The following is a 25,266-nucleotide window of genomic DNA, read 5'->3' on the forward strand; positions in this document are numbered from 1 at the left end:
CGCAGATCGGGATTTGACCGGTCTGCGCGTTCCGGGCGCGCGCGAGCCAACACCACGCCTGGCCCCCCAAATTCAGACGAGAGGACAGACCCATGACCAATCCCCAAATGGACTATGCCGCGCTTGCGGCTCAGTGGCGTGCAGAGCGCGAAACCACGCTGAAGGCATCCCGAACGGAGCTGCTCGCGCAACTACGTACGCTTGGCATCAGCGAGGTCACTGCCGAATACGAAGGCTATGGCGATTCCGGAAATGTCGAGGATGTGACGGTGCAGCCTGCAGACGTTAACCTGCCGGAGGCGCTTGTCACAGAAGTTGGCGACTTCGCCTGGTCGCTTGCCTATCACCATCATCCGGGGTTCGAAAACAACGAGGGCGGCTACGGCACGCTGACCTGGGACTTGCGCAACGACAGCATCACCCTCGATCACGCGGACCGCTATGTCGAATGCTCGCACAGCTATGTCGAGGGTCTTTGAGATGGCCCATCCGCTTCATCATGCTGAAAGCTCTGCCCGAAAATTCGGCGGGGTGCCGTCTGACTATCAGGCTGTGCACGATTGGTTCGATGTTATCCCGACAATCAAGCTGTTTTTGTTCTCCTGGCGGGGGTTTGTCGTGGTTGTCCATAGGAGGGCCCCCGCCGCCCGCGTAGCGCGGATACGCGCGCAGCGGAGCGGGCGGCGGGGCCGCAAAACACCTCGGCATAGGCAGATCAACAGCTTACAAGGCGATCAGAAATGCCACGCTGTAAGCCATGTTCAGGCTTCGTTCTCCCTTAGCGTGGTTCTACGAAGAAACCTTCCGATGGGGCCTGCTGCGCGCAGAAAACTTTTGCGCCCGGCAAGCCGGCGGCTGCGCCGTCCCTGACCCGGGCAGATTTGGAAACCAGGCATTCGGCCATGCCCCCACACTCACGTGGTGGCCTTGGAACCGAACACTGGAGACCAGACATGGCTTATGACAACGCAAACACCTACGAGACCATCGAGCTTTTCGGACTGACCGAGAAGGACGTGCAGCTGCCGATCCCCGAGGATCACATCTTGACCGACCACATCATCCGCGAAAGCTTCGAGGCTTTGCTCGGTCAGCTGCGCGGGACCGGGCTTGAAGCCGAAATCGAACCGCTGGCCCATGGGCTCGCGACGATCCTGCAGCGCCGCAAGGTGGCTCTCGGCAAGGAGGTCGACCGCACCGCCGACAAGATCGGCGCGCTGGCAAAATCCCACGACGGATCGGAGATCGCCGAGACCGCGCTCGAAGAAGCGCAGGCGCGCTTTGTGCAGCTGCGCGAGATCGTCAGCGCCATCGAGGTGATGAGCGAGGCAGCGGCGGAATGCTACGAGATCGAGACGGGCCATGCCTTCATCCCGGCAGCCGGGTCGCGCGCAAGCGTCCGGGCGCAGGAGACTGGGGCGGTCTTCGAAGCACGGCAGCTCCTCGAGCAGCACGACCGTGAAACCGCCGAGAAGTCGAAAGTCGAGGGGGTGCCCCTGATCGTCTCAGGCGCCACCGACTGGACCGATGTCGATGTGATCTTCAACACGCTCGACAAGGTTCGCGAACGGATCAGGCAGAACCGCAATCAGGAGATCTTTCTCTGCCACAAGGGTGGCAAGCACGGGGCGGAGATGATTGCGGCTCGGTGGGCCCGGGCACGCGGGATCGCGCAGGCGCGCTTCGATCCGCGCTGGTCCGCGCACGGGCGGGCGGCACCGTTCAAGTGCAACGACGAAATGCTGGACGACAAGTTCGCGGCGACGGGGGTTGTACTCTTCGGCGGCAACGGGGTCGCGCTGAACCTCGGGCAGAAGGCGGAAGCGAAAGGTCTGACGGTCATGCGGGTTGCTGACCCGGCGAAGACGGCGTCGCAGGATTGAAGAGAGGGGGTCGCGCTTGGCGCGGCCCTTTCGTCATGTCTCATGGCGCGTGCGGTCGGTCACGTGTGATTGGCCCCTCGCGGGGGACTGGCCTTTGCGTTTATTGGTCCCGGACTTCGGGGTGGTCTTGAAAGGGTCAGCCACACATCGCTGACGTCTATTTTCTGTCTTGCCTAGCAATTTCCCATTTTGATAGGTATATGCGTGCCAAGCAAAACTTGGAAATGATTGGCATGACACCTCTTAGCAGCATCGCAATGAGCGCCTATACCGATCTGGTGCGTCTCCTGAAGGACGACGCTTTGTCCGGTGTGGAAGGCAAACCAACGCTCAAGGAGCGCGGCGACAAGGCCTATTGGTACGCTGCCCGCCGTGTCGGAACCGAGATGCGCTTCATCTATATCGGCGAAGACAGCGACGAGACGCGTGCACGTATCGACCGGATTGAGGAGCTGCGCGCGACCGCCAAGGATCGGCAGGCAGAACGGTCTCGGCTTGTTCGGCTCCTGCGCGCCGAAGGCATGACCCCCACCGGCCGGGCAACCGGGTCCATCCTGTCGGCGATGGCGGCAGCCGGGACTTTCCGTTTGGGTGGCACCATCGTTGGAACCAATTCGTTTCGCCTCTATGAAGGCGAGCTTGGTATCCGTCTGCCCATTGGCGGTATGGCCAACACCGGCGACATCGACATCGCCCAGTTCGAAAAGCTGAGCGTGGCGCTGCAAGATCAGGTTGACCCGGGTCTGGTGGAGACCTTCTCGGCGCTCAAATTTGATCCCCTACCGGCCCTTGACCAAGGCCGGACCTGGCGATGGGCCCAGGGTGGCAGTGGCCAGCTGGTCGAGTTTCTCACACCGGCCTTCGGAGATGAGACCATCCGTGATTTGCCCGCCTTGGGCGTGAACGCCCAAGGATTGAACTATCTCAATTTCCTGATCGCCGAGCCGATCCATGCGGCGGCGATCTATCGATCCGGCATACTCGTACAGGTCCCGCGTCCAGAGCGCTATGCGATCCACAAACTGATCGTTGCTGATCGGCGGCGTGACGGGGCAGGCAGCCTCAAGTCTGCCAAGGACCGGGAACAGGCGGCCTTCTTGATTGTGGCGATGGCCGAGGATCGCCCTGATGATCTGGCCCGCGCCTATGCCGCTGCTCTGGAGGTTGGCCCGCGCTGGCGGGAGCACATCGGCAACTCGCTGAAGCGGATGCCTGAGACGAAACTAATCCTCGACAGGTTGGGAGTGTGATTGCCGCAACGGGGTCGCACAGAACCTCGGGCAGAAGGCGGAAGCGAAAGGTCTGACGGTCATGCGGGTTGCGGACCCGGCGAAGACGGCGTCGCAGGATTGAAGAGAGGGGGTCGCGCTTGGCGCGGCCCTTTCGTCATGTCTCATGGCGCGTGCAGTCGGTCACGCGTGATCAGCAGCTCGCGGCGGCCAGCACCGTCATCGTTCTACCTGGTCCGTCAGAGTGCGGCCCATCCGCATCGGTACGGGCCGGGCATGGTGCGCATCTCACGCGGATCGCCAGCAGCGCAAAACGCGAAGGCTCGAGACGTCGCACTTGAGGCTGAAGACTTGCGCGTCCCTCGGGTGGTGTTTCGGAACATCGCATCCACGCGGGCGGGCTCCGTCAGTACCCCGGCCAGGATCGGCGGGACGAGGACGAGGACGCGGATGGTGGCTGCGGCGTGATGGCAAGGGTCATCCGGGTCACTCCTTTTTGCTATGCATGTGGATCGCACGGGGTCGGCCCGTTCGTGCCCTCAGCTCACGCTTCGGCAAGCACAAATACGGCTTCCACGGCAGGGCCGCGGACCCTCCGCATTTGCACTTGCGACCGGGCCTCTTACCCCGTGCTTGCAGATCCCCATCGCAACAAGGAGTAACCCAAATGACCAACCACTACGTCGCCACCGTCCCCGTCAAGTTCACCGACACCGATGGCCAGGAGCGCACCCGTTTTCAGCGCGTGGGCGCGATGTTCCGCAACACCCGCAATGGGGACGGCTCGGAGTTCTTCAGCCTCAAGCTCGACTTCCCGGTCGCGGTCTCGGAGCTGGTGATGTTCCCACCGAGCGCGAAAGATCCCCAGGACTAATAAATCCTCTCACGAGGATGGGCCGCCAGCAGGCGGCCCTCTCCCTGCCCGATGGACACTGCCGCCGCCGGCGGACAAGCCCGCTGATCGCGACTACGCTTGACGCCCGTCCCGGCGCGAAGGCGGTCTGATCGTTGCCGGGTCCGCATGAGGTCGTGGAAGCCTGTCCAGCGAGCGAAGCGCTCATATTCTTTTCAGGCCACCGCCTGCGTCGGTCCTGCCAGGTGAAGTCCTCGGGCCGACGAACCCATCGTGTGCCAAAGGCCACGAAACTGCAGATTAACGTCATGCATCTGAGGGTAACGTCTGACGTCAGGGTCACCGCCGCGTGTCTTTCGGTCGACCTGTTGGCCTCAAAGATCGCTAGCCCGGGGTCGAGCGGTCGGCAACGCCGGGGGCAGGTTTCTGGACGGCTTACGCCTTGAGCGCTGCGGTGCATCGCCCACAACAAACCTGCCCCCGGCGTGCTCCATTTCATTCCGCCCTGTGCCGGGTGCAGCCCGCTCTCATGCCCCCGGTCTTTTCCACGATCCGTCCAACGACGATCGTTGGGCCGGATCACATCATGACATATGAGCAATCCATCGACCTCGCCGAACTGCAAGCCGACATGGCCTTCGAGGCCTACCTCACCGCCTTCGATGAAGATGCCCATCCCGAGACCCTCGACAGCCTCGAGACCGAGGCTCTGATCGCCCGCAGCTGCTACGACGACCTGCGTTCTCAGGGATTGGGTCACTGGCCCAGACATCCCTGCGGGTCCTCGGATCCGCAGGGCTTTGATGCCGTCTCTCAGAAACTTCGCTACTCCCTCAAAGGGTGTGACTCGCGCCATTTCGCGCGGGACATTTTCGTGTTCCTGGCACCTGATCCGAGACCGGCTCGGACGCTCGATATGAGTGCTTTCACGCGGTGCGCGGACACTGCTTCCAGAAGCTTTTCTCCAGCCGATTTTCACCATCGGTGGTCACTGCGCATGTTCCATGCCGCGCTGCGCCGTGGTTTTGCACACGTTCAATTCCCGCAATAAAACAAAACATGCAAAACGTAATATTGCGCAATGTGATGTATTGAAGTATAAGCGAAGGAGAGAAGAAGGACGTTGGCAGGATATGGCCAATGTTTGCACATTTTGTCCGAGGGGTCTGACCCGTGCCGAGGCCAGCGAAAAACCTGAAGCTTGAAGAGCGCATCGAAGTCGCGCGGCGCTTCGCGGCGGGCGAAAGCGCGAAGGACCTCGCAGTTGCGTTCGGCATTTCCCCGCGCCACGTAAACCGGCTCGCAAAAGAGGAGGCGGGCGAAGGGATCGCGGTGCGCGATCCGAGCGAGACTGTGGCGTTCCGGGCAAGCCGATCCGGGCTTGCAGCGTTCGACGCGGAGTGGCGCGCCCGGGGTTATGCCAACCGGTCTCAGGCGCTCAATGCGGTGCTGCGCGGACGGTGCGGTTTCCTCGATGTACCACGCGATCTGATCACCGAATTCTGCGCGGCGTGGCGTCAAGCGAAGGACGTGAGCGACGCCGGACTGGTGCTCGCCAAGGCGGTGCATCGCGGTCGGTTGGAGGTCTTGGAGGCGGACCGCGCGGTGCTGATCGAACTGCTCGATCTGGCCCAGTCGATGAGCCGTGAGATGGGCCGAATGAAGGATGCGGCGCAGGCGCTGCGTCATCAGGAGTGGCCGCAAAGGGAAGACGGGCAGGGGGCGGAGAGCGCGGTTCTGGTGGATGACCCGCGCGCGATCGGGAGCGGTCTGAGGCTGGTGCGAAATGGCTGATCCGCTCGCCCTCTACACCTCGGTCATGGGGCGGCTCTGGGAGGATGAGCGCATCCGGGGCCAGGCTGCGGCGCGGATCGACGCGCGGCTGGCGGGGCGTCGGCAGGGTCGGAGTTTCGCGCGTGTCGGGTCCATGTCGGCGCGCAACGCGCTGAAGGCGGCCTCGGGCCAGAGCCGGGCGGCGGTCTTCAAGCGGATCCGGGCCGGGGGCTGCAAGACGCGTACCTCGCTCGGGGCGCAGCTCTCCTACATCAACGACAAGGCGGTCTACACCTACTCGACGATGACCAACGCGCTGACCGATGCGGCGGTCCTGACCGGCGAGCAGAAAGAAGACATCATCCAGGATTGGGCCGGCACCTGGCGCGGCTCGACCAAGCTCGGGTTCACCTCGCACATGCTGCTGTCCTTTCCGACCGACGTGACGGTCGATCAGGTCCGAGACATTGCGATGGACTGGACGGAGCATTTCTTCGAGAGCGGCGAATACGGCGATCAGTGGGACTATGTCCTCGCGGTCCATGACGACCGGGCGCACAAGCATGCCCATATCATCCTGAATAATCGCGGCATTGAAAATGGTACTTGGTTTTCCTGCTGGGCCGAGGGTGTGATGTCGCCACAGCTGATGCGCGAGAAGCAGGCAGAGATTGCCGAACGCTACGGCGTCATACTCGACGCCACGACCCGGCTCGAACGCGGCATTTTTGAAAAGCCCGCAGGTCTCGAAGAAATCTACCGCGCCAAGGAAGAGGCACGTTTGCCGCGTGAGATCGTCATGACCGCCGAGGAATCCACCATCGCCCAGGCGCAGGTGGTGGGCTTTGCCAAGGACTACAAGAACCTCGCCGACCTCTTGGATCGAATGGACAGACGCCACATGGCGCGCGCCATGCGTGGCATGGCGGAAGGTCTCGGCTCCGGTACGCCGTGGAATTTTGTGCAAGGAGAGATAGACATGAAGGACATCACGACCGTCGGTGATGCGATCGACTATTCAGAACGCACAATAGAGGCGCTGCGGCTCAAGGCCGAGGAACTGGACCCCGCCGAGCGCGCCGCCTTCGAGGCCAAGGCAGCGCCGATCATCGCGGACCTGTCGCAGATGGTGCCGGACCCGGAGCTGCGCACACGCTTTGGAAAACAGCTCGAGGAACCCTATCCGCCGGGGGCGGGGAGCGAGGTGCTGATCGCCGCGCTCCAGTCAGGCAATGACGAGGGGCTGCGCGACGTGCTCGAACGCGCCGAGGAGGCCGGGATGGACAGCGAGGACCTGTTTGCACGCATCGCTGTCGGCGGCACGCGCAACTACGGGATGGCACAAGACTGGGTCGAGCGCGACATGAACGCGGTGCTGGCGAAGGACGGCCTGACCGTTGAGACCGCGAGTGACGACCAGCTCGATGCCGCGCTGGAGAAGGTCGACGGGGTGATGGACGCGCTGATGGGACGCGCCAAGGAAATGGACGTCGAGATAGGTCGCACGCTCGCGGACGAGGAGCAGGCGATACTGCCCCTCATCGACGAGGACGACCGGACACCCAATCCCTACTTGCAGGACCTCGCCGACATGTTGCGGGACGGCAAGCTCACCGAAGAGCAGGAAGAGACGGTTGAGCGGACCCTGCAATCCGAGCTCTTCAAGGAATTGGGCGAGGAAGGTTTGGCCGAGCTTCGCCGTGGCAACTTCGAAGTGCTGGACGCGGCCCTGCCGAGCAAACTCGACCAGATCACCGTCACTCAGGAGTTCCTCGAGATGACGCACCAAGAGACCGGCGATCAGGTCTTCACCGACCGTGCGGCGGGATTGCAGCAGAACAAGGCGACGGAGGTGGCGCGGCTGCGTGGTCAGCAGGAGGCACAGGAGCTGGGTCGCGATCTCGGTCGCGACCGCGGTCTCGACGACGAGATGGATTTTTGAAGCGAGGATGACCACCATGACAAAGACACTTCCCCTCTGGGCCGCGCTGCTCTTCGGTGTGGTCTGTGGCGCCGTCATCGGCACCATCGTCGCCGCCTTCTACCTGACCCTGGCATTGAAAACCGGGTTCGGTAGTTTCGACATGTTGACGCTCTGGAAAGCCAGCGCCGTCACACGCGTCGCACATCCAGAAGCCTTCAAGGTGGGTTTTGGCGCTGTCGGCTTCGGGGCCATCGGGCTCGGCGGCTTGGCGCTAGCCTGGACTTGGAAGAAGGAGCGAGACGATTACGGTTCGGCCCATTGGCAGACCAAGGCGGAGCTGAAAAAGAATGACATGCTCCAGACTCCGGGCGAGGGCTTCGTCTGCGGCAAGCTTGGCGCGCCGCACTCCAAAACGGAGTTCATCTCCTCGACGACCATTCCGCATGTGATGATGGTCGCGCCGACCCGCGCCGGTAAGGGCGTGGGTTTCGTGATCCCGAACCTGCTGAGCTTCGCTGGCTCGGTCGTGGTGCTCGACGTGAAGGGCGAGAACTTCGAGAAGACAGCGCGGCTCCGGGCGTTGAACGGCGATGAGGTTTATCGATTCAGCCCTTTCGACTGGGCCAATGCTACGCATCGCTACAACCCGCTCGCGCGGATCGCGAAGGCGCCGAGCTTTGCGCAGCGCTTCACCGATGTGTCGATCCTGGCCGACCTCTTCCTCGACAAGGACAACAAGACGCTCGACACCTTCTCGGAGGCGGGCAAGTCGATCTTCGTCGCGGCCTGCCTGCTGGCGATCCAGCGCGGCACGCCGAACCTCGGCGTCGTCAACCAGATTGTAACAGGGGGTGAATATAAGAACGCCCAGTACAAGACCTATGCCGACGAGGCCGAAGAGGACATCCTGCGCGAGCTCTGGACCAATGCAGCTTCGGCCTCGTCTCGCCTGCTGACCTCGAACATTCAGGCGCTGATGACTGCTGGCCTCAAGCAGTGGGACAACCCGGCGGTGCGCTCGGCGACAGAGGCGAGTGATTTTGATTTCTCGACCTTCCGGAAGACACCGCAGTCGCTCTACATCGCTGTGTCTGAAGATCACATCGCAACCCTGGCGCCGCTCCTGCGCCTGATGTTCGCCGATCTCATCGCCTCGATCCGGCTCAACGAACCCCGCCCGGACGAGCCATGGCCCGTCATGATGATGATCGACGAATTCCAGCAGATGGGGGCGATGCCCTATCTCGAACGCGCGATCCATTCGCTCGCGAGCTATGGCGGTCGCGTCGCGATAATCGCGCAGTCGTTGGCCTCGCTCGACCGCATCTATGGGCCCGAGGGCCGAGAGAGCCTCGAGAATGGGGCAGGGCTGAAGCTGTATATCACCCCGCGTGATCAGCGGACCGTGAAAGAGGTCTCAGCCGCCGTTGGCAGCACCACGCGCGAGGCAGTCACCCGGATGTATGGCCGCAACAAGGGCTTCCTCGGCGCAACCTCGACCTCAGCGCGGCTGGAAGAACGGCCGCTACTGTCGGAGACTGAAGCGCGCCTAATGGACCCCGATGAGGTGATCATTCTTGCCTCGCCCCAGCATCCGATCAAGGCGAGCCGGATCAAGTATTATGACGATCCGTTGTTCAAGGACATGGTGGCGCGCCAGGAGGGCAAGCCGTTCCCGTACCCGCCGAGTGTGCAGGGCGTGGGGCCTTGGGGTGCCGACGCTGATGAAGATGCCCGTGAGGATGAACCGCGGAAACCTGCAGAACGCGCGCCTGTGCGGGATCGTTCGCAACGCCGTGAAGCGCGGGCGATGAGCGTGATGGCGCTCGAGGGCGGGCGCGGGCAACCTGAGCCAGAGACGCTCGAGCGGGAAGCGGGTGTGCCGAAGGAATGGGAGGCGGCGCTCGACCGGCAGGAAGATTTTATCGAGGAGTTGTTGGGCGGGTGAGGGCCTGAGCATGCCGTGATTGGCCTGTCACGAAGGTGCTGACGCGATCGGCCCTGAGCCGCCGTTCGTTTGTCCCGAAGATGCCGCAGTGCGGCTGTCGCATTGCTGCCATTCGTTCTACTCGCAGCATTTTCGATGGTCGGATGCTGGCAGATCGGACGAAACGGACCCGTGGGCAGTTGATCGGAGCGGCTTCAGGAAACATGATCTACTTTTAGCAACATGTGAACCGCTAAATTTCAGGACCATGAGCAAAAGGGTATGAGGCTTCGATACGGATACCTGCTGGCTGGTGTCGCGTGGGCCCTGTTTATTGCACCGGCCGCCGCCTACGGCGTGCTCGGCGTCGTTCCGGCGCGCTCTGGCTTTATGTTTTCGGCGATAATCCTTGGCCTTCAATCACCGAATGGGTGCTCCCGACCACCGGCCTGGTGGTCTTCGTATCGATTGCAGCAGGTTGCGTACAAGTCGCTTACAGGTATGACTTGCTGACGTCCTAATTTACATAGACGGGCTGATCGCTTGGTCGGCTGCACGGAGGGGTCAGTGGTGTCAGACCCGCGGTGTCTGCGTCAGATCTTCGCTCGCCGGTTCGTCGGGAATGGGTTCGATGGGGCGTCCGCTGAGGAAGTTGCCGAAAGTTGCCAGCGCCGGCACGTGATCGCAGATCACCTTGATCAGCACGAGGATCGGCACCGCCATCAATGCGCCGGGAATGCCCCAGAGCCAGGCCCAGAAGATCACCGTCAGGAATACGGCAACCGTATTCAGTTGCAGGCGGGCCCCCAGCAGCATCGGCGTCAGAACCTGCCCCTCGATCGCGGTCAGCGCCTGATAGGCGATGGGGGCCAGCATGGCATAGTAGAGGCTGTCAAAATGGACGATGGCAAAGGCACCCACCCCGATCGTGCCGATGACGCCCCCGAGAAATGGCAGATAGTTGAGGCAGAAGGCCGCGAGGCCCCAGACGAAGGGGTAGGGCATATCCAACAGATTCATGGCGGCGGCGATGGCAAGCCCCAGCACGGCGTTGATCACGGTGATCGCCACGATGTAATGCGACATCCGTCTTTCTATCTCGTAGATGACCGTGAGGGCGCGCTTCTTGTCGCCGAAGCGGGGAAAGGATTCCACGATCTTGACGTAGAAAAGGTTGCCTGCCGACAGCAGGAACAGGGCTAGCACCAGACCCGCGGTGAGGGAGGTGACGAAACTGGCCAGATTGCTGACGGCTGTGGTCAACAGGCCAGGTTGTTGCAGGACGACCGTGGCGGCGGCATCCTCGCCACCCTTGGCGAGATCCTCGACCTGTTTCGAGGCATCCTGCACCGCAGCCAGAGACGCTGTAATCCCGCGAAGTTTTTCGCGCAGTTCAAAGGAGATGCGGGGGATCTCGTCGAACCAGCTGGCGACTGATCCGCCCAACAGCAGGACGGCGCCCGCGATCATCCCCGCAAGCCCTAATATCATAACCGCCGCCGACAGCGGTGCGGGCACGCCCCGGCGCGACAGTCTGCGCACCCACGGGCCCAGCGAGAGCGCCAACATGAAGCCCAGAACAACGGGCAGAACCACGTCTTTTGCGAAATAGATCGCGGACAGGGTCATAAGGATAACGATCGCCGTCAAAAGCCTGTTGGTTGTGGCTGTCTTGTCCATGCTCTCCACGAAACTCATCTCCGATGATCGGGATCAAACTGATCCATAAATTGGGCGCACAGCCTTTGACGGGATCATCTGACGCCATGCCGGGTGAGCTGATCTGTGGTGCAGACACATGATACACGGATATAGACGGATGGGGTGCATCATAATCCACCGGGCCGGAGCCAGTCGGATGCATCTGGTCCAGAGCGTGAAGGCAGGTCGTGCAAGTCAGGGTTGCTGCGCCGGCTACAGAAAGCTTCCCTCCACTTGCACAGGCGCCTGTGGCATGAAGTTCCACGATTGTTTCTTCGAAAACCTGCATCATCGGTGTTTTTGGCTCAAGCGTGCCGTCCGGCCTGACGCAGTCTGATCCTCTTGAGAGGGATGGTTCACAGTCACTACCTCTTGGTCATTTTCCGCGTATTCTGACGCTTCCGAAGCTGCTGTAATTGAAGATTTTCATCTAAATTCTGTAATTTTTACGCAACCAGGAAAACCTGCCAGTGCGGCAAGCGTGACGACCATCAGCATAGCACCACCGATCATCACTCCACGATCAGCCACCCTGTCCAGCACACGTGGCAAGAACAGTGCAGCAGCCATCGACCCCGCCCCGAAGGCGAACAGCGTCCATGCAAGGGCGGATGCATCCAGCCCGAGCGTGCCACGCACCAGCACAACAGAATTGACCAGCACCATCGCGCCTGCGGCCGCTGCGGCCATGTTCAGCGCCAGCAGCCCGCGCAGACGTGGTGTGGCAAGGTAAATGCGGATGCCACGCGTCGTTCGGTCATAGATGCCGCGTGGTGCGGAGGGTTTGGGGCTGGTCAGCATGACCGAGATAATCAGCATGGCCGAGGCGGCAAAGCCTGCCACCGTGCCCAGGAACAGCGCATTATAGCTGACCATCGCCAGCAGTAGCCCCGCCAGCAAAGGGCTTGCGATATTTTCGAGATCATAGGCCAGTCGCGACAGTGACAGCGCGCGGGTGTATCGGGCCTCGTCCGGCAGGATGTCTGGGATGGTTGCCTGAAACGTCGGCGTGAAGGCGGCTGAGGCGGATTGCAGCACGAATATCAGCAGATAAACTTGCCAGATCTCCGTCACGAAGGGCAGGCATAGCGCCACACCCGCCCGCACCAGATCAAGCACCACCAGAAACACGCGCCGGTTCACCTTGTCGGCAAAAGCAGCGGCGACAGGTGCAACGCCCACATAGGCCACCATCTTGATCGCAAAGACCGTGCCCAACACCATCGCGGCATTCTCGCCCGCCAGATCATAGGCCAGCAGGCCAAGTGCGACGGTTGCCAAACCCGTGCCCAGCAATGCGACGACCTGTGCCGCGAAGAGGTGACGGTAGGTCCGGTCGGCAAGGACTTGCAGCATGGGGGCGGTCCTAAAGGTAGCGCGAGATCGCTTTCAGTTCTTCACGATCCGCAGGGGATTGGTCTGCATCGAGGCAATGGTCGATATGGTCATGGATCAGGGCGCGCTTTGCATTGGCTACTGCATTTTCGACCGCCTGCATCTGTTGCGCGATCTCGACGCAGGGTTTGCCTGCCTCGATCATCTCGATCACTGCACGCAGGTGCCCATCGGCGCGTTTGAGCCGAGCGATCAAAGCAGGGTGGGTTGCATGGGGATGGGGCTTTATCATAGAACAGAATTATCCCCCCCGAGGGGATAGAACAAGATGGCATGAACAACATGCTGCGGACAGGATCGAGCAGTCAGGAATTCCCGTGCAACGGCTGAGAACTTTCGGACGAACCGCGTGGTCGGCACTTTTGTGTCTGGCGCTGGTCGTGTGGTCGATCGCACCTGCGACGGACCATGCGCCAACGGTGTTCGATGTCATTGCAGATCATCGCGCGATGATCGCGGAACATGGGCATACCCACGGCTTCCACGAAGACTTGGCATGGGCATTACATGGCCATAGCCATGATGTGGCTGATCATGACCATAGTCCGGCTGTGCTGGCGCTGGCCGCGATGACGAACGATGTATGGGACAGCCGTGATGTCTGGCATCTCCATGCTTCCTCGGCAGGACCACATCGCAGTTATATGATCGACCGACCTCCACGTGCATGATGCGGGCCGCGTTGCGGCACGACCTTTCCATCAATCACATACTGGAGACAAATCCATGACCTCGACTTCGCGGGTCCTGCGCGCCGTGGCACCCAGCCGCCCGATTACGCTGACCTTAATCTTGCTCGCAGCTTTCATGCTGACTGCGGCCCAGGCCTTTGCCCATAACGTCACCGCTGGTGACGCGGGCTACATTCAGGAAATCTGGGGGGTGAAGATCATTCCCTTCATCTACCTCGGGGCCAAACACATGGTCACGGGGTATGACCATATCCTGTTCCTGCTCGGCGTCGTCTTCTTCCTTTATCGGATGAAGGATGTCGGCATCTATGTCAGCCTGTTTGCCATCGGCCATTCGGTCACCATGCTGTTGGGCGTCTGGTACGGCTGGGGCATCAACGCTTACATCATCGATGCGATCATCGGGCTGTCGGTGGTTTACAAGGCGCTCGACAACCTTGGCTATTACCAGAAATGGTTCGGCTTCCAGCCCAATACCAAGGTCGCAACGCTGATCTTCGGGCTGTTTCACGGCACAGGTCTGGCCACGAAGATCCTTGAATACCAGATTCCGCAGGACGGTCTGTTGGCGAACCTTCTGGCCTTCAACGTCGGGGTCGAGGTGGGCCAGCTGCTCGCCCTTGCCGTGATCCTGATCATTATGGGCTACTGGCGGCGGCACCCCAACTTCATGCGCCAAGCCACCGTCGCAAACATCGTAATGATGGGCCTTGGCATCTGGCTGACGGCCTATCAGGTCGCCGGTTACATCGCTTCAACCTGAACAAAGAACGGATAGTCACATGCATAATGCACCCAAACCAAACATCGAAGAATTGCCAACCAAGGCGCAATTGTTCCGCTCCACCATCATCGCAGGCATCGGCGCTGTTGCGATCATGGTCACGGTTTACCTGCCCGCCGAATATGCCATCGACCCCACAGGCCTTGGCCGCGTTCTGGGCCTGACCGAAATGGGCGAGATCAAGGTTCAGCTGGCCGAAGAGGCCGAGGCAGATCGCTTGCTGGATGAACAGCGCGCGCTGGACCAATCGTCCAGTTTGCTGGACAGCGTGTTCGGCCTGTTCGTCGGTGCCGCCCATGCGCAGGAAGCCTGGCAGGATGAAGTCACCTTCGTTCTGGAACCCGGTGACACGGCCGAGATCAAGATGACAATGGAGGCTGGCAACACGGTCACCTACGCGTGGACCGCAACTGGCGGACGGGTCAATTTTGACCTGCATGCCCACAGCGGCGGGGAGTCTGTCGACTATGAACGTGGTGCTGGCCAGACAGAAGGTGAAGGCACAATCGAAGCGCCATTCGCTGGTGATCACGGCTGGTTCTGGCGCAACCGCGACAGCACGCCCATAACGATGACGATCCAAGTGCGCGGTGAATACAGCAGTATCGTTGAGACGTACTGAACCATTCCGTGCCTGCAGCGCAGATGAAGCCGGTCCCAGCTACCTTTGTGCGCTTGGATTAACGGGTTGCATCGATAACTGTTCGCGTGGCGACTGGCCGCTTGTGCACTTTGCTGCGCATGCAATGCCGCAACCTCACATGCCGTTTCCCGCCCATCCTGTAGAAAATTGCCGTCAGCCCGGCAAATAGAACTCCGTAATCCCCCGCGCCCCCTCGGCCCGCCCGAGCTGGACGATCACATCGATGGATTTCCGGATGTATTCGCGCACCTCGGCAAAGGTCAGCGGGGTCCCGGCCTGAAGCACCATGATTGCCAGCCGGTCGATGGCGAGTTCCGCGGTTTCGGCGTGGATGGTGGAGACCGACCCGCCATGACCTGTGTTGATCGCTTCGAGATATGTCAGGGCCTCGGCCCCGCGCAGCTCGCCAACGATGATCCGGTCGGGGCGCATTCGGAGGGAAGCCTGCAGGAGGGCGTTAGCGCTGCGTTGCGACCCGGCGCCGCGGTCAGCCAGGAGGGCGACGGTGTTCGACTGGCCGGGGAAAAGCTCGAAGGCGTCTTCGATGGTGATCAGCCGTTCGGGCTCGCCCACGTAGGTCAGAAGGTGCCGTGCGAAGGTGGTCTTGCCGGTCGAGGTGCCACCGCTAATCAGGACGTTGAGTCGCGCCTCGACCAGGGTCTGAAGTGCTGCCTCAAGGTTTTTTTCGGCGAGTGTGGCGATATTCTTCATCTTCTCGGCGCGGAGGGCATCGAGCGAGACGGCCTTGCCGAAGAGGTAGGCCGGGGCGTAGTCCCGGATGCTGCCGGAAGCGAAGAGACGGATGGTGATCGAGGCGCCGCGATCAATGGCGGGCGGCACGGCGACCTGGACCCGAAGGGGCCGGCCTGCATAGTCCACTTTGCCGGAGACGAGGGGGTTCTTTTCAGAGACGCGGGCCTTGGCGTCGCCGACAATGGTTTGAGCCATGTTGAGCGCGGTGGTGCGATCCACGGTCTGGCCTTCGTGGCGCATGGTGGCGTCACCCGCGACCTCGAGCCAGACCTTGCCGTCCGGGTTGATCGCGATCTCGACCACGTCGTCGCGTCGCAGAAGGTCGCGGAACGGGTTGAGATAGCGCTCGAGGTAGGACGTTGGCGACGCCTGATCCATCAGTAAATCAACACGTCTCTATCTACGAGCACGGTGACCGAGGTTCCCTGATCGACATAGATCGTGGGCGCGATCGAGACCTGATCGGCGATGACCGATCCAACCGCGTCCTGCAGGTCGCTGCCGACATCGCCCAGAACAATGCTTGTGGTTTCATTGTTGGCACTTTCTGCCGCGACGGCCGGTGCTGCTCCGATCACGGAAATCAGCGCCGCGCCGCCGAAGCGCTCGGCGAACTTGGTGTCGACGAGGCCTGTCAGGCCGGAGCGGCCAAGCTGATCACCGCCCACGGCGGCAATTTCCATCGAGGTGCCGTCCGGCGTCAGGATGCGGGTCCAAAGGATCAGGATGCGTTTCTGGTGCATCTCGATGCTGGAGCGGTATTGGCCAAAAAGGCGGGAGCCGCGGGGGATCAGGATCCGGTCCCCGGAAAAGGCCGGAACCGGCTCGGACACCATCGCGACCACTGAGCCGGGCAAGTCGCTGTTGATGGCGGTCTGGAGCGCCGCCTGAATGACCGAGCCTTGGGTCAGCGTGCGCTCGGGGTGGGTGAGGCGAGCCGCCTCCTGCACTTCGAGCGGTCGCGCGCTCTGCAGGAACTGCTCATTGCCCGAGAGGGCGGATGCTCGGGTCCCAGCGACCGCGGGATCGGCCGCCGCCGCGCCACTCGCGCCGCCACGTGGACCGTCGGCATAGACGACAGCGGGAGATTTGATTTGCGCCGTCAGAAGTTCTTCGGCAACCCGCTCGGCCTCACGCTCACGCTGTTCCTCTTCCTGCCGGCGGCGTTCTTCGAGAAGCCGCTGATCGGCGATCAGCCCTTCGCGGTCCAGCTCGGCCTCGAGTCCCTTGCGCTGCGCCCGTTCGGCATCGAGCATGGCCTGCAGACCTTCGATGCGGGTCTCGGTCTGGCGCTGCAGGTTGGCGAGTTCGGTTTCCTTTGCGGTTAGGGTCGCTTCGAGCGCGGCCTTCTGCTCGTCGAAGGCTTCCCGAAGATCCGCGACGGCGAACTGGATTTCCGAGTTGCGGACGGCCTGGCTGGCGGCGAGGGCCTCGCGGAGCTTGGCGATCTCGGCCAGCACCTCGGCGCTCGGTTCTGGTGCCGAGACTGCGGGCACATCAAGGGCCTCCTCGACGGTGATCAGCGCATCATTCGCCCGTTGCTCTGTCTCGTCGGGAGGAAACTCCAACCGCCCGCCGGTGCCGGGGCGGCGGTCCTGAAAGGTCTCGACATCGGAGGTCTCGAGCGCGCTGTCGCGTGTCTGAAGGCCGGTCGCCAGGAAATACGCGACCCCAGTCCCACCAAGGGCAAGGGCGGCGGCGAGCGCGCCGACCCCGAGGCTGGTGCTGCGGCGTCTGGATTTGCCGCGCTGGCTGAACTGGTCGAGACGGTCCTGAAGATCGGGAGGGGTTTGGTCGGCCATGGTCAGTTGCTCACGTAAATCGCGCCGTCGTCGCGCATCGCACAGATCGCTTCGTCGCCGATCCGCAACGTCCAGTAGGTGTTCACCCCGAGCACGCGGACGGTGTTGCCGGCTTGCGTCCAGTTGACCGTGCGCTCACGGCCCTGGTCGTCAGCCTTGAAGAGGGCAGGCTGACGGGCGTTTTCCGGGAAGACGAAGTAGGTGTAGCGCCCGTCGTCATAGATATGGCTGGGGCGGAAATCCCCCTCGCCCGAGACGCGGTAGTTGTAATTGCGCGGGGCTTCGAATCCCTTGGGCTGCGTGGCAGCGGCCGCGCGGCGTTCCTCATCGGGGTAGCGGAAGCGGACCTCGAAGAACTTGGCCGACCGGTTCGGGATCGAGCCTTCGCGCAGGTGGAAAGAATAGGTGCGGCGGTTGGTGATCACCGTCATGTTGGTCGAGGCCTGCGCCACATGCGGCTTGATCGTGAGCACATTGCCAAGCTCGGGGATCGGATCGACCTGGAAACTTTCGGTGTCGCCAACGATCACCGCTATAAGCCGTTCCCCCGCCCCGAAGTGAATCGTGGTCGAATGCCGCAAGTCCGTTTCGATCCGGTAGACCTGGTTCTCATTGTAGACGGCGGTGCGGATACGAGTGTCGAGCGGGCCGCCTTGCGGTGTGGCCTCGGCGTTTGCGGCAACAGGAAGGGCAAGCGCTACAAGAATCGTGGTGAGGAGCGCGGGGAAGGATTTCATGTTTGTCAGTTCTCCAGCGTCTCGGCATCGACGCGGTAGGAGGACACCACGAAGCCCAAGGGGTTGGCCCAGACGTCCTGAAGGCGCTGGCGGGTTTCGGGTTGGAAGTCGTAGCCGACGGTCGCGACGTAAGACCGGGTCACGGTGCGCGTGTCGCGGGGACGGCGCAGCGTGCGGGTGAAGCGAACCTGGGCCACGCCGCGCTCGATCTGGTTCACTGATTTGATCACCACCTCGATCTTGGCATCGCGGCCATAGACGGTGATCGGGTAGTCCTCATTGGTCGAGGACCAGAGATCGCGCAATGTGCGGGCAGCATCACCGTCGGAACGGTCGAGGACCGAGTTGATGCGGCTCTCGCCATCGGTCAAGTCATAGGTCTCGCGGTCATCCACATAGGCTACGAGATTGGCCTGGATGATGGCGTCGCTTTCCGAGAGCGTCAGCGCCTGGACCGCGGCAACCCGGTCCATCTCGCCGGTTTCCTTGTCGACGACGACCACGAAGGTTTCGGTCGTCTTGAGCGGAAAGAGGCTCGCGCCCGCGACCATGCCTGCGACGCCGACCAGCACGCCTGCCGTCGCGACGAACCACGCAAAGCGTTCACGCCGCCTTGGCCCGTAGATGAAATCCGCCTCGAATGCGTCGCGGTCTTGGCTCGCGGAAGGGGTTATGGTCTTCTTCAAGTCTTGGGTCTTTCAAATCAGGGTTTGCGGAAGGATTTGGCGGCGGAAAGGAGCGCGCCGGGGCTCTGGCGGATGAGCTCGCCGGTTCTTATGACGCCGGTATTGGCGGCCTGATTCAACTCGTGCGGGGATTTGCCGGTGACGAGGCGCGCGGCCGTGCCGGTGCCATATTGGCGCGTGTTCACGAACCCCTGGCGCGCAAGGCCGGTGAGACCCATGGCATTGGACGCAATGCCCACGACCCCGGTGAGGTTGGAGGCGATATACGGCACGGAGGCCATGATCCCGGCGCTGAGGATCAGGATGACAAGGAAGGGCAGGATGAGGCTCACGGTCTCCACATCGCCCGGATCGGCGGAAGCGTCCCCAATCGCCTCGGCGATAGCGACGATGATGCCCGCGGCCCCGGCGGCGGCGACCGGCATGAGCGCATAGCCGATGGTGGCGCGAGTCCAGGCCTCGAAGAGCGACTGCGTCGGTTTGAAGAGCGAGGTCACGATCATGAAGGGGGCGATCACGATCATCAGCGCGAATACGATGCGCGCGAAGGCGATGATCCCGGCGGTGACGGCGGCAAAAACCGCCGAGAGGACGAAGAAGATGGCGCCCAGGACCGCCCCGAAGACCCAGCCTGCGCGGTCACCGATTGTGTCGCCATAGGCGGTGATGCGCGCGACCATGCTGTCGAGGCTTTCATAGATACCAGCCTCGTCGCCGGTTGCGGTCAAATCGAGGATGGCTGCGCCAATGTTCTCTGGAACGTCCGTGACGATGTCATAGATCACGCTGAAATTGTCCCAGCTCTGCGCGAATACTCCCACCACGGCTACCTTCATGCCAAAGGCAAAGCCGACGCCAAAGGGCAGGGGGCGAAGCTGCATCACCGCGTTGATACCCAGAACCACAAGGAGGAGTGTCGCGCCCGCCGAGATGACGTTGCCGACCGAGGCTGCCGAAGAGATAAATCCGTCCTGCGCCACGGTGTTCACCGCAACATCTACCTGATCCAGAATGTCACGTATGATGCCCATTAGTTTGCGCAGGCCTCATCACGCCGAGCCAACATCGCATCGGCTCTTAGCCTCAGGTCGGACACATCAAAAGGTCGGCGGACGTCTTCGGAAACTCTGAATGCGTCCGACTTCTCGACAACTTCCTCCCACGAAATAGTGTTCATAAAGCATTCACACGACTTTGTTTCGTGCCATTTCTCAGCAGCCATCAGTCTCATGATTGCGCGGTAGCCATTCCGAATATAGGCCGTCTCAGCGAGGTCCATGGGAGGTTTTGGGGCGCGACAAGCCCCAACCTCGTCCGGTGCAACCGTCATGGAGGAGAAGGACCTTTGTGCAGTAGAACCTGGTGTCGATGAATCGGCAAATGTTGGGAGTGGTCCAACCAACAGGAGAGCCGTCAAGGTACAGAGCGTCTTTGCGGACATTATCGTCATTGATAGTCTCCTTCTTATGGATCCACCGCCATCGAGCGGAACTTGCGTTCGTCTGCGAGGGTCGCGGCATCAACCACGCCAAGCTGGCCAGCACTGACGCCTTGCGCCGCTTCCAGCCGCCAGATCTGGGTCAGGATGATGCCAAGCTCGGCGGTGACGCGGGTGTTGAGATCGACGGCGGTCTTGAGCCCGTCCTGATCATCGATCAGCCCGACCATGGTCTCGAGCCGCTCGAGGCTTTGCCCGGCCTCTTCATGGCTTTCCTGTGCTGCAATCGAGAGCATTGCGCTCGCGCCAGCGGAATTGGCAATGCGGTTGTCGGCGGGCTGGTCTGAGCCCGAGAGCGTGTTCAGGCGCTGCGAGGTGAAACCGCTGCCCGACAGCACCCGCTCGACGGAAGCAGACAGTTCAACGCCGGGATTGAAGCCGCTCAGGAAATCACCGCTGGCAAGCGATTCCGCCGTATTGAGAGGAGCGACGAGCTTGCCGCGTAGGGCACGGAACTCTTTGACCGTGGCAAAAAGCTCACCAAGCCCACTACCGTCGATCAGCGACGCCAGTTGCGCGTCGAGATTGGTCAACTGCGACAGCTGGGTTTCGAGTTCGAGTTTCATTGTGGCGAGCTGTTGCATCTGGACGTTCAGATCCTCGGCCATGTGTTCAAGCTGGGCGACAAGCTGGCCGAGTTGCGCACCGTCAAAGGTCGGAACGCCCTGGGGCATGGCGGGCCCCGAGAGCCCGAACGTGGCGACCGCGGCGGCGGTCATGAGAAGTCGTCTCATTCGGGAACTCCCATATGCATGAAGTCGCGCTCGGCCAGCCTGTCCGCGACAAGATGTTGCGCGTAGGCCGCCGCGCGCTGCTGACCTGCGGCCATCAGCCGGACTCGGAGGTTGAGGATGCGGCCGATCTCGGCCTTGGCGTAGGTGTTGAGCTCCCAGGCCGCCTTGGCGCCTTGCTGCGCGTCGATCTGCAGGATGATCGCGCGCAGCCGGTTGATGACCTGTTCTGTGGTGGCATGGCTGCTCGCGGCATAATAGACACCTGCCTCCGAGATGTTGGCATACTCGGCCAGCGCAAAATCGGAAGGAGAAAGCGTGCCGAGCGCGTCGGCGCCGCCCACCACGGCGAGGTATTCGTTGTAGAACTTTGAGATATTGCGGACATAGCCCTGGGTCTCAGCAAAGGGCGGCACGCCGCCATAGTCCACGACCCGGCCCGGACCTGCATTGTAGGCTGCGAGCGCATGCGGGATGTTGCCGAACTGATTGAGCTGGGTGGTGATGTAGCGTGCACCACCGCGGAGATTGTCAATCGGCTGAAAGCGATCGACGCCCATGTCGGTGGCCGTGCCGGGCATGAGTTGGGTGAGCCCATAGGCGCCGACGGGGCTTTCGGCGGTGAGGTTGAAGCGGCTTTCCTGCTTGATCAGGGCCTGGAAGAGGCAACGCCATTGCGTGGGTGAGAGCCCGGCCCGGACAATACCGGGCGCGCCTACGAACTCGCCAGCCACCTCGACGATCATCCTCTCGACCGTCTCGCGGGTCTCGCCGAAGAGGCGGCGCACCATCGGGTTTGGGTCGGTATTGGGGTAGACCGCCGTCCCCCCGAAATCCGCATTCCCCTCGAGCGCTCGGATGTCGAAGCCCGGGCCGGTGATCGCGGCGGTCATTCCCTCGAGGACGCGCAGTTGGTCGGCCTGGACTTCAGCGAGCGAGGATTCGGTCAGGTCCTTTTCTTGCTGGACGCTCAAATCTTCGGCGAGCGCCGTTACCCGTGCGATGGCGCGGCCGACTGCGGAATTGTCCTGCGTCGGCACGCCTTGGGCGAGTGCTGGTAGGGTGCTGAGGCCAAGGCAAAGCCCGGCAGATATGAGCGTGGCGCGTGTCATCTTGGGCGCGGCAGGGGCGCGAAGGTGCAATCCGACTTGGTGCCGGACGGGCCCACGCCGCCCTTGGTTGAGAACGAGAGAGCCGTGCGGCTGACCTGTGTGTCGCCGCTCCGCATGAGGCATGGTGAGGTTTTTTCGGTATATGTCTCGCAGGCGGTAAGAAAGCCTGCAGTGGCGCAAAGTACGAGGAGGGGTTTCAAGCTCATATCACATGTCTCCAGAAATCGGGGTTGGTGCGCCAATCGGCTGGAACGCGCGCCTCGCCCGTGGCGCCGCCACAAAGGATGGGAAGGAGGTCGCCAAGTGCGGAGAGATCGGCATCAACGAAGACGCTGTCGCCTGCCGAGCGCACAAGCGCGATGCGTTGGCCTAAGGTGGGCTGGACGAGCAGGGCGGCCTCCTTGGCGTTCACCCGTAGAAAGTCGTAATCCGAGATGGTGGCCCGATCGTTGGGGAAGAGGATCTGGGTTGGCACCGTTTCGACGATGGTCTTGCCTGCGCGGCTGCCCTGCAACTGGCTTGGATATTGTGTCATCATGATCACGACGCAGTTCATCTTGCGCAGGGTCACCAGCCAGTTCTCCAGCCGCGCCCCGAAATACGGATCGTCGAGTAATTTCCAGGCCTCGTCTAAAACGATGATGGTGGGGCGGCGGTCTTCCACCAGTCGCTCGATCTGGCGGAAGATGTAGGAGAGGACCGCCATGCGCTCGATGGTCATGTCCAGAATCTCGGTCATGTCGAACCCGATGATGTCGCCCGACATCTTGAGGCCGCGCCCGTGCACAGGCTCGTCGAAGACCCAGCCGTAGCGCCCGCCAGGAGCCCATTCGGCAACGCGGGATTGCAACTCGCCCTCGTCATCGAGCGACTGGAACAGAGTCTCGAAACTGGCAAAGCGCTGCAGGGCGGCGCCCGCCTCGGCGTTCTGGCCGACGGCGCTTTGGATATGGCGCGACTGCTCGCCGGTGAGCGCGCCATTGCGTGTGAGAAGTGTCGCGAGCCAGTCCGAGAGCCAGGCGCGGCCCCGCTCGTCGATCTCGGTCATCAGCGGGTTGAGACCCGTCGCCACGCCCGCGCGGATTTCGTTGTAGCGCCCCCCGAGGGCGCGGACTGCCATCTCGTGGCCACGATCCTTGTCGAAGAAAAAGAGGCGCGCGCCGACCCGTTGGGATTGGGCCGCAAGAAAGGCCGCCGTCAGCGTTTTGCCGCTGCCAGTGCGCCCTAGCACGAGCGTATGGCCGACAGTGGGTTCTTTGCCCGGACTTCCTGCCTCGTGGAAATTGAAGCGATAACCTGAGGTACCGACCGACGGCAGGACTGAAATGGTCTGGCCCCAGGGCGACTGGCCTGGCCCTCGTCCCTCGACGCTGCCGTGAAGCGCGGCGAAATCTGCGAAGTTGATGGAGGAGATTGGGGTCTTGCGGGCCCGGTAGCCGAAATTGCCGGGGCTTTGCGCGAAATACGTCGCCTTCAGCGCCATACTCTCGCGCACGATCACTGCCATAATCTCCTGGCCGACGCGCTTGATTTGCGCCGCGGCGCGCTCAACCGTGTCGCGGTCCGACGCATAGACCGCGATCGAGAGGTGATGATCACCAAAGGCGATGCGTCCTGCCTCCTGGTCATCGGCCGCCTGGCCCAGTTGATCGCGCAAGGACACGGCGGCATCCTCGGAGGCCTGCATCTGCCGGATGATCCGCTGAATGCGCTCGGCCATGATGTTGTTCGGGATCGGGTTGAAGGAGTTGGTGAGAACGATGTCGAGGGGCAGGTCGAGCGCGTCGAGGAGCGTGACGTCCGTGAGGGCCGGATAGCTCTTTAATGAGAAGAGAGCGCCGTATTTGACCGCGCCCGTAACGACATCGGTCAGGGTGACCACGTTGCCGCCAAACGTGGCCCGGCAAGTGCTCAGGGTATGCGACAGGGGCAGGGCGCTCTGGCAGACGGCTACGGGCGAGAAGCTGCCTGCATTCAGCGTATTGAGAAACCCCAGCCACTCGCCGCCCGTGCGGGTCAGTCGGACAGGGTTGGCCGAGGCGAGCGCCACTTCGAAGAAGCTCATGACCTCGTTCAGTTCTTGCATGCGCGTCGCGCGGTCCTTGATCCAGGCCTTGCGGGCGAGATTGCGGAAAAGCGGAATGCGTGCCGAGATGTCGGGTCGCCGGAGGACACTGAGATAAAGCTGGCGCTTGGCCGGCCGGAGGTCTTTGATATGAGCCTGCCAGTGGGCGTCGATCGCGGCGGCGAAGCCGCCTCCCTCAATGGTCCGCATTACGAGGTCCTGCGGCACGGAGAAGCGGTGGATGTAGAAGCCGAAGGCATTGCCGGTCTGGGCGACAATGGCGGCCACCGCTCGTTTGAGCGCATCGAGGTGCGCGTCCTCTGTCGTCATCGGGTTGAGCCCGTCGAGACGCAGGGTGGCCATCAGGTCGCCCTCGCGCAGCACCATCACATCGTCGCTTGCCAGTGCAAAGTAGGGCAGATGCTCGGCGAGATAGCTCTCGCGCGTGAAATCACGGCCGCCAGCGCCCAAAAGAGCGTTGCCGGGGTTGGAGAGGAGACCTGCATCAAACGCCAAAGCTGTCACCTCCGTGTAGACGGCGGTTCTTCGTCGGGCGTACCATGCCGTAAGACACGCGCAGCACTTCGAAGAAATGCGGCTCCTTGTCGGCGACAAACCAGAGGATCGGATAGGCGATGATCCCCAGAGGCAAAAAGATCAGGGATCCTGTCCAGATGAATGGCAGAACAACCCCCGTCGCAAGAGCCACCAGGTATCCGACGGGGAGGCCTAGGTACTTTGGCGGCCTTGCTAGACCCTGGAAGAGGGAGGATTGCTCTGCCATGGGCTCAGGTGAACCCATCGACAATGGTACCAGCGGAGAAGATTAACACAATCCCGATAATCACAGAGGCGAACCAACCCCAGTTGAGCCGTCCCATCATGCACATGAAGCCGGTGCCGATAACGGCGAGGGTGGACACGGCGATGCCGATCGGCCCGGTCAGCGCCGCCTCGACGGTTTCCAACATGGTCTGTATAGGAGACAGGTCTTGCGCGACCGCGGGTGTTGCCACGGCAGCAAGAACTGCAACAATGGGCAAAAGACGACGTAGTCGAGATCTCGGCATAGGGTCTC

At 62.0% G+C, this 25,266-nt stretch carries 23 protein-coding genes and 1 pseudogene; 11 read left to right on the forward strand and 13 right to left on the reverse strand.

Annotation, left to right across the window (positions count from 1 at the left end; translation table 11 throughout):
* The first annotated feature begins 92 nt into the window (after window positions 1-92).
* From GC127_RS02370 to GC127_RS02420, 8 genes are all read left to right on the forward strand, one after another.
* Window positions 93-479, forward strand: a complete 387-nt coding sequence (locus GC127_RS02370; protein ID WP_151976112.1) for a DUF6878 family protein — start codon at window positions 93-95, stop codon at window positions 477-479.
* Window positions 480-953: 474 nt separating this feature from the next.
* Window positions 954-1,883, forward strand: coding sequence for a DUF2493 domain-containing protein (locus tag GC127_RS02380; RefSeq protein WP_151976111.1), 930 nt, complete (start codon window positions 954-956; stop codon window positions 1,881-1,883).
* Between the two features lie 233 nt (window positions 1,884-2,116).
* Window positions 2,117-3,133, forward strand: a complete 1,017-nt coding sequence (locus tag GC127_RS02385; RefSeq protein WP_254699960.1) for a GSU2403 family nucleotidyltransferase fold protein — start codon at window positions 2,117-2,119, stop codon at window positions 3,131-3,133.
* A gap of 646 nt (window positions 3,134-3,779) precedes the next feature.
* A complete protein-coding gene (locus GC127_RS02400) occupies window positions 3,780-3,986 on the forward strand; it encodes a hypothetical protein (protein ID WP_007120662.1) in 207 nt (68 codons plus the stop codon).
* A gap of 565 nt (window positions 3,987-4,551) precedes the next feature.
* Window positions 4,552-5,016 (forward strand): hypothetical protein, encoded by a 465-nt coding sequence (locus tag GC127_RS23045; RefSeq protein WP_151976109.1) that lies wholly within the window; start codon window positions 4,552-4,554, stop codon window positions 5,014-5,016.
* Between the two features lie 122 nt (window positions 5,017-5,138).
* Window positions 5,139-5,759 carry a helix-turn-helix domain-containing protein gene (locus tag GC127_RS02410; RefSeq protein ID WP_151976108.1) on the forward strand — a complete coding sequence of 207 codons (621 nt, stop codon included), beginning with the start codon at window positions 5,139-5,141 and terminating at the stop codon, window positions 5,757-5,759.
* On the forward strand, window positions 5,752-7,680 hold the full coding sequence (locus GC127_RS02415) for a relaxase/mobilization nuclease domain-containing protein (protein WP_151976107.1): 1,929 nt from the start codon (window positions 5,752-5,754) through the stop codon (window positions 7,678-7,680). Before GC127_RS02410 ends, GC127_RS02415 begins: the two co-directional genes overlap by 8 nt.
* A 16-nt stretch (window positions 7,681-7,696) precedes the next feature.
* Window positions 7,697-9,610 carry a type IV secretory system conjugative DNA transfer family protein gene (locus tag GC127_RS02420; protein ID WP_151976106.1) on the forward strand — a complete coding sequence of 638 codons (1,914 nt, stop codon included), beginning with the start codon at window positions 7,697-7,699 and terminating at the stop codon, window positions 9,608-9,610.
* Window positions 9,611-10,162: 552 nt separating this feature from the next.
* Here the strand turns inward: GC127_RS02420 and GC127_RS02425 are convergent.
* The 3 genes and pseudogenes from GC127_RS02425 to GC127_RS02435 form a co-directional block, all read right to left on the reverse strand.
* The gene (locus GC127_RS02425; protein WP_151976105.1) at window positions 10,163-11,269 is read right to left on the reverse strand and encodes an AI-2E family transporter; all 1,107 of its coding nucleotides are present in this window, start codon (window positions 11,267-11,269) and stop codon (window positions 10,163-10,165) included.
* Between the two features lie 486 nt (window positions 11,270-11,755).
* Window positions 11,756-12,646, reverse strand: a pseudogene (locus tag GC127_RS02430) (MFS transporter); the annotation flags it as partial.
* 10 nt (window positions 12,647-12,656) lie between these two features.
* Window positions 12,657-12,917 carry a metal-sensing transcriptional repressor gene (locus GC127_RS02435; protein ID WP_009817898.1) on the reverse strand — a complete coding sequence of 87 codons (261 nt, stop codon included), beginning with the start codon at window positions 12,915-12,917 and terminating at the stop codon, window positions 12,657-12,659.
* Between the two features lie 85 nt (window positions 12,918-13,002).
* Here GC127_RS02435 and GC127_RS02440 point away from each other — a divergent pair, with 85 nt between their 5' ends.
* From GC127_RS02440 to GC127_RS02450, 3 genes are read left to right on the forward strand one after another with little or no spacing between them, the layout of a single operon-like run.
* A complete protein-coding gene (locus tag GC127_RS02440) occupies window positions 13,003-13,356 on the forward strand; it encodes a hypothetical protein (RefSeq protein WP_151976104.1) in 354 nt (117 codons plus the stop codon).
* A gap of 55 nt (window positions 13,357-13,411) precedes the next feature.
* Window positions 13,412-14,140, forward strand: a complete 729-nt coding sequence (locus GC127_RS02445; RefSeq protein WP_151976103.1) for a HupE/UreJ family protein — start codon at window positions 13,412-13,414, stop codon at window positions 14,138-14,140.
* 19 nt (window positions 14,141-14,159) lie between these two features.
* Complete coding sequence (locus GC127_RS02450) at window positions 14,160-14,783, forward strand: transmembrane anchor protein (RefSeq protein ID WP_151976102.1); 624 nt, start codon at window positions 14,160-14,162, stop codon at window positions 14,781-14,783.
* A gap of 174 nt (window positions 14,784-14,957) precedes the next feature.
* Here the strand turns inward: GC127_RS02450 and GC127_RS02455 are convergent, their stop codons facing one another.
* The 10 genes from GC127_RS02455 to GC127_RS02505 all read right to left on the reverse strand — a co-directional run bounded on the left by GC127_RS02455 (window position 14,958) and on the right by GC127_RS02505 (window position 25,258).
* Window positions 14,958-15,935, reverse strand: a complete 978-nt coding sequence (locus tag GC127_RS02455) for an ATPase, T2SS/T4P/T4SS family (protein WP_151976101.1) — start codon at window positions 15,933-15,935, stop codon at window positions 14,958-14,960.
* Entirely contained in the window at window positions 15,935-17,359 is a 1,425-nt protein-coding gene (locus GC127_RS02460; protein WP_151976100.1) for a TrbI/VirB10 family protein, read from the reverse strand. Before GC127_RS02460 ends, GC127_RS02455 begins: the two co-directional genes overlap by 1 nt.
* Before the next feature lie 2 nt (window positions 17,360-17,361).
* The gene (locus GC127_RS02465; RefSeq protein WP_151976099.1) at window positions 17,362-18,096 is read right to left on the reverse strand and encodes a TrbG/VirB9 family P-type conjugative transfer protein; all 735 of its coding nucleotides are present in this window, start codon (window positions 18,094-18,096) and stop codon (window positions 17,362-17,364) included.
* Window positions 18,097-18,101: 5 nt separating this feature from the next.
* The gene (locus GC127_RS02470; RefSeq protein WP_151976098.1) at window positions 18,102-18,782 is read right to left on the reverse strand and encodes a virB8 family protein; all 681 of its coding nucleotides are present in this window, start codon (window positions 18,780-18,782) and stop codon (window positions 18,102-18,104) included.
* 17 nt (window positions 18,783-18,799) lie between these two features.
* Entirely contained in the window at window positions 18,800-19,813 is a 1,014-nt protein-coding gene (locus GC127_RS02475; protein ID WP_151976097.1) for a type IV secretion system protein, read from the reverse strand.
* 433 nt (window positions 19,814-20,246) lie between these two features.
* A complete protein-coding gene (locus GC127_RS02480) occupies window positions 20,247-21,014 on the reverse strand; it encodes a type IV secretion system protein (protein ID WP_151976096.1) in 768 nt (255 codons plus the stop codon).
* Window positions 21,011-22,123: a lytic transglycosylase domain-containing protein gene (locus GC127_RS02485; RefSeq protein WP_151976095.1), complete on the reverse strand. Its 1,113-nt coding sequence runs from the start codon at window positions 22,121-22,123 to the stop codon at window positions 21,011-21,013. Before GC127_RS02485 ends, GC127_RS02480 begins: the two co-directional genes overlap by 4 nt.
* A gap of 202 nt (window positions 22,124-22,325) precedes the next feature.
* The gene (locus tag GC127_RS02495) at window positions 22,326-24,704 is read right to left on the reverse strand and encodes a type IV secretion system protein B4 (protein ID WP_151976093.1); all 2,379 of its coding nucleotides are present in this window, start codon (window positions 24,702-24,704) and stop codon (window positions 22,326-22,328) included.
* Window positions 24,694-24,990, reverse strand: coding sequence for a type IV secretion system protein VirB3 (locus GC127_RS02500; protein WP_368372777.1), 297 nt, complete (start codon window positions 24,988-24,990; stop codon window positions 24,694-24,696). The genes GC127_RS02495 and GC127_RS02500 overlap by 11 nt, the downstream gene beginning before the upstream one ends.
* The gene (locus GC127_RS02505; protein WP_151976091.1) at window positions 24,977-25,258 is read right to left on the reverse strand and encodes a TrbC/VirB2 family protein; all 282 of its coding nucleotides are present in this window, start codon (window positions 25,256-25,258) and stop codon (window positions 24,977-24,979) included. Before GC127_RS02505 ends, GC127_RS02500 begins: the two co-directional genes overlap by 14 nt.
* Window positions 25,259-25,266 lie beyond the last annotated feature (8 nt).

Source organism: Roseovarius sp. EC-HK134, from assembly GCF_902498815.1.
Lineage (GTDB): Bacteria > Pseudomonadota > Alphaproteobacteria > Rhodobacterales > Rhodobacteraceae > Roseovarius > Roseovarius mucosus_A.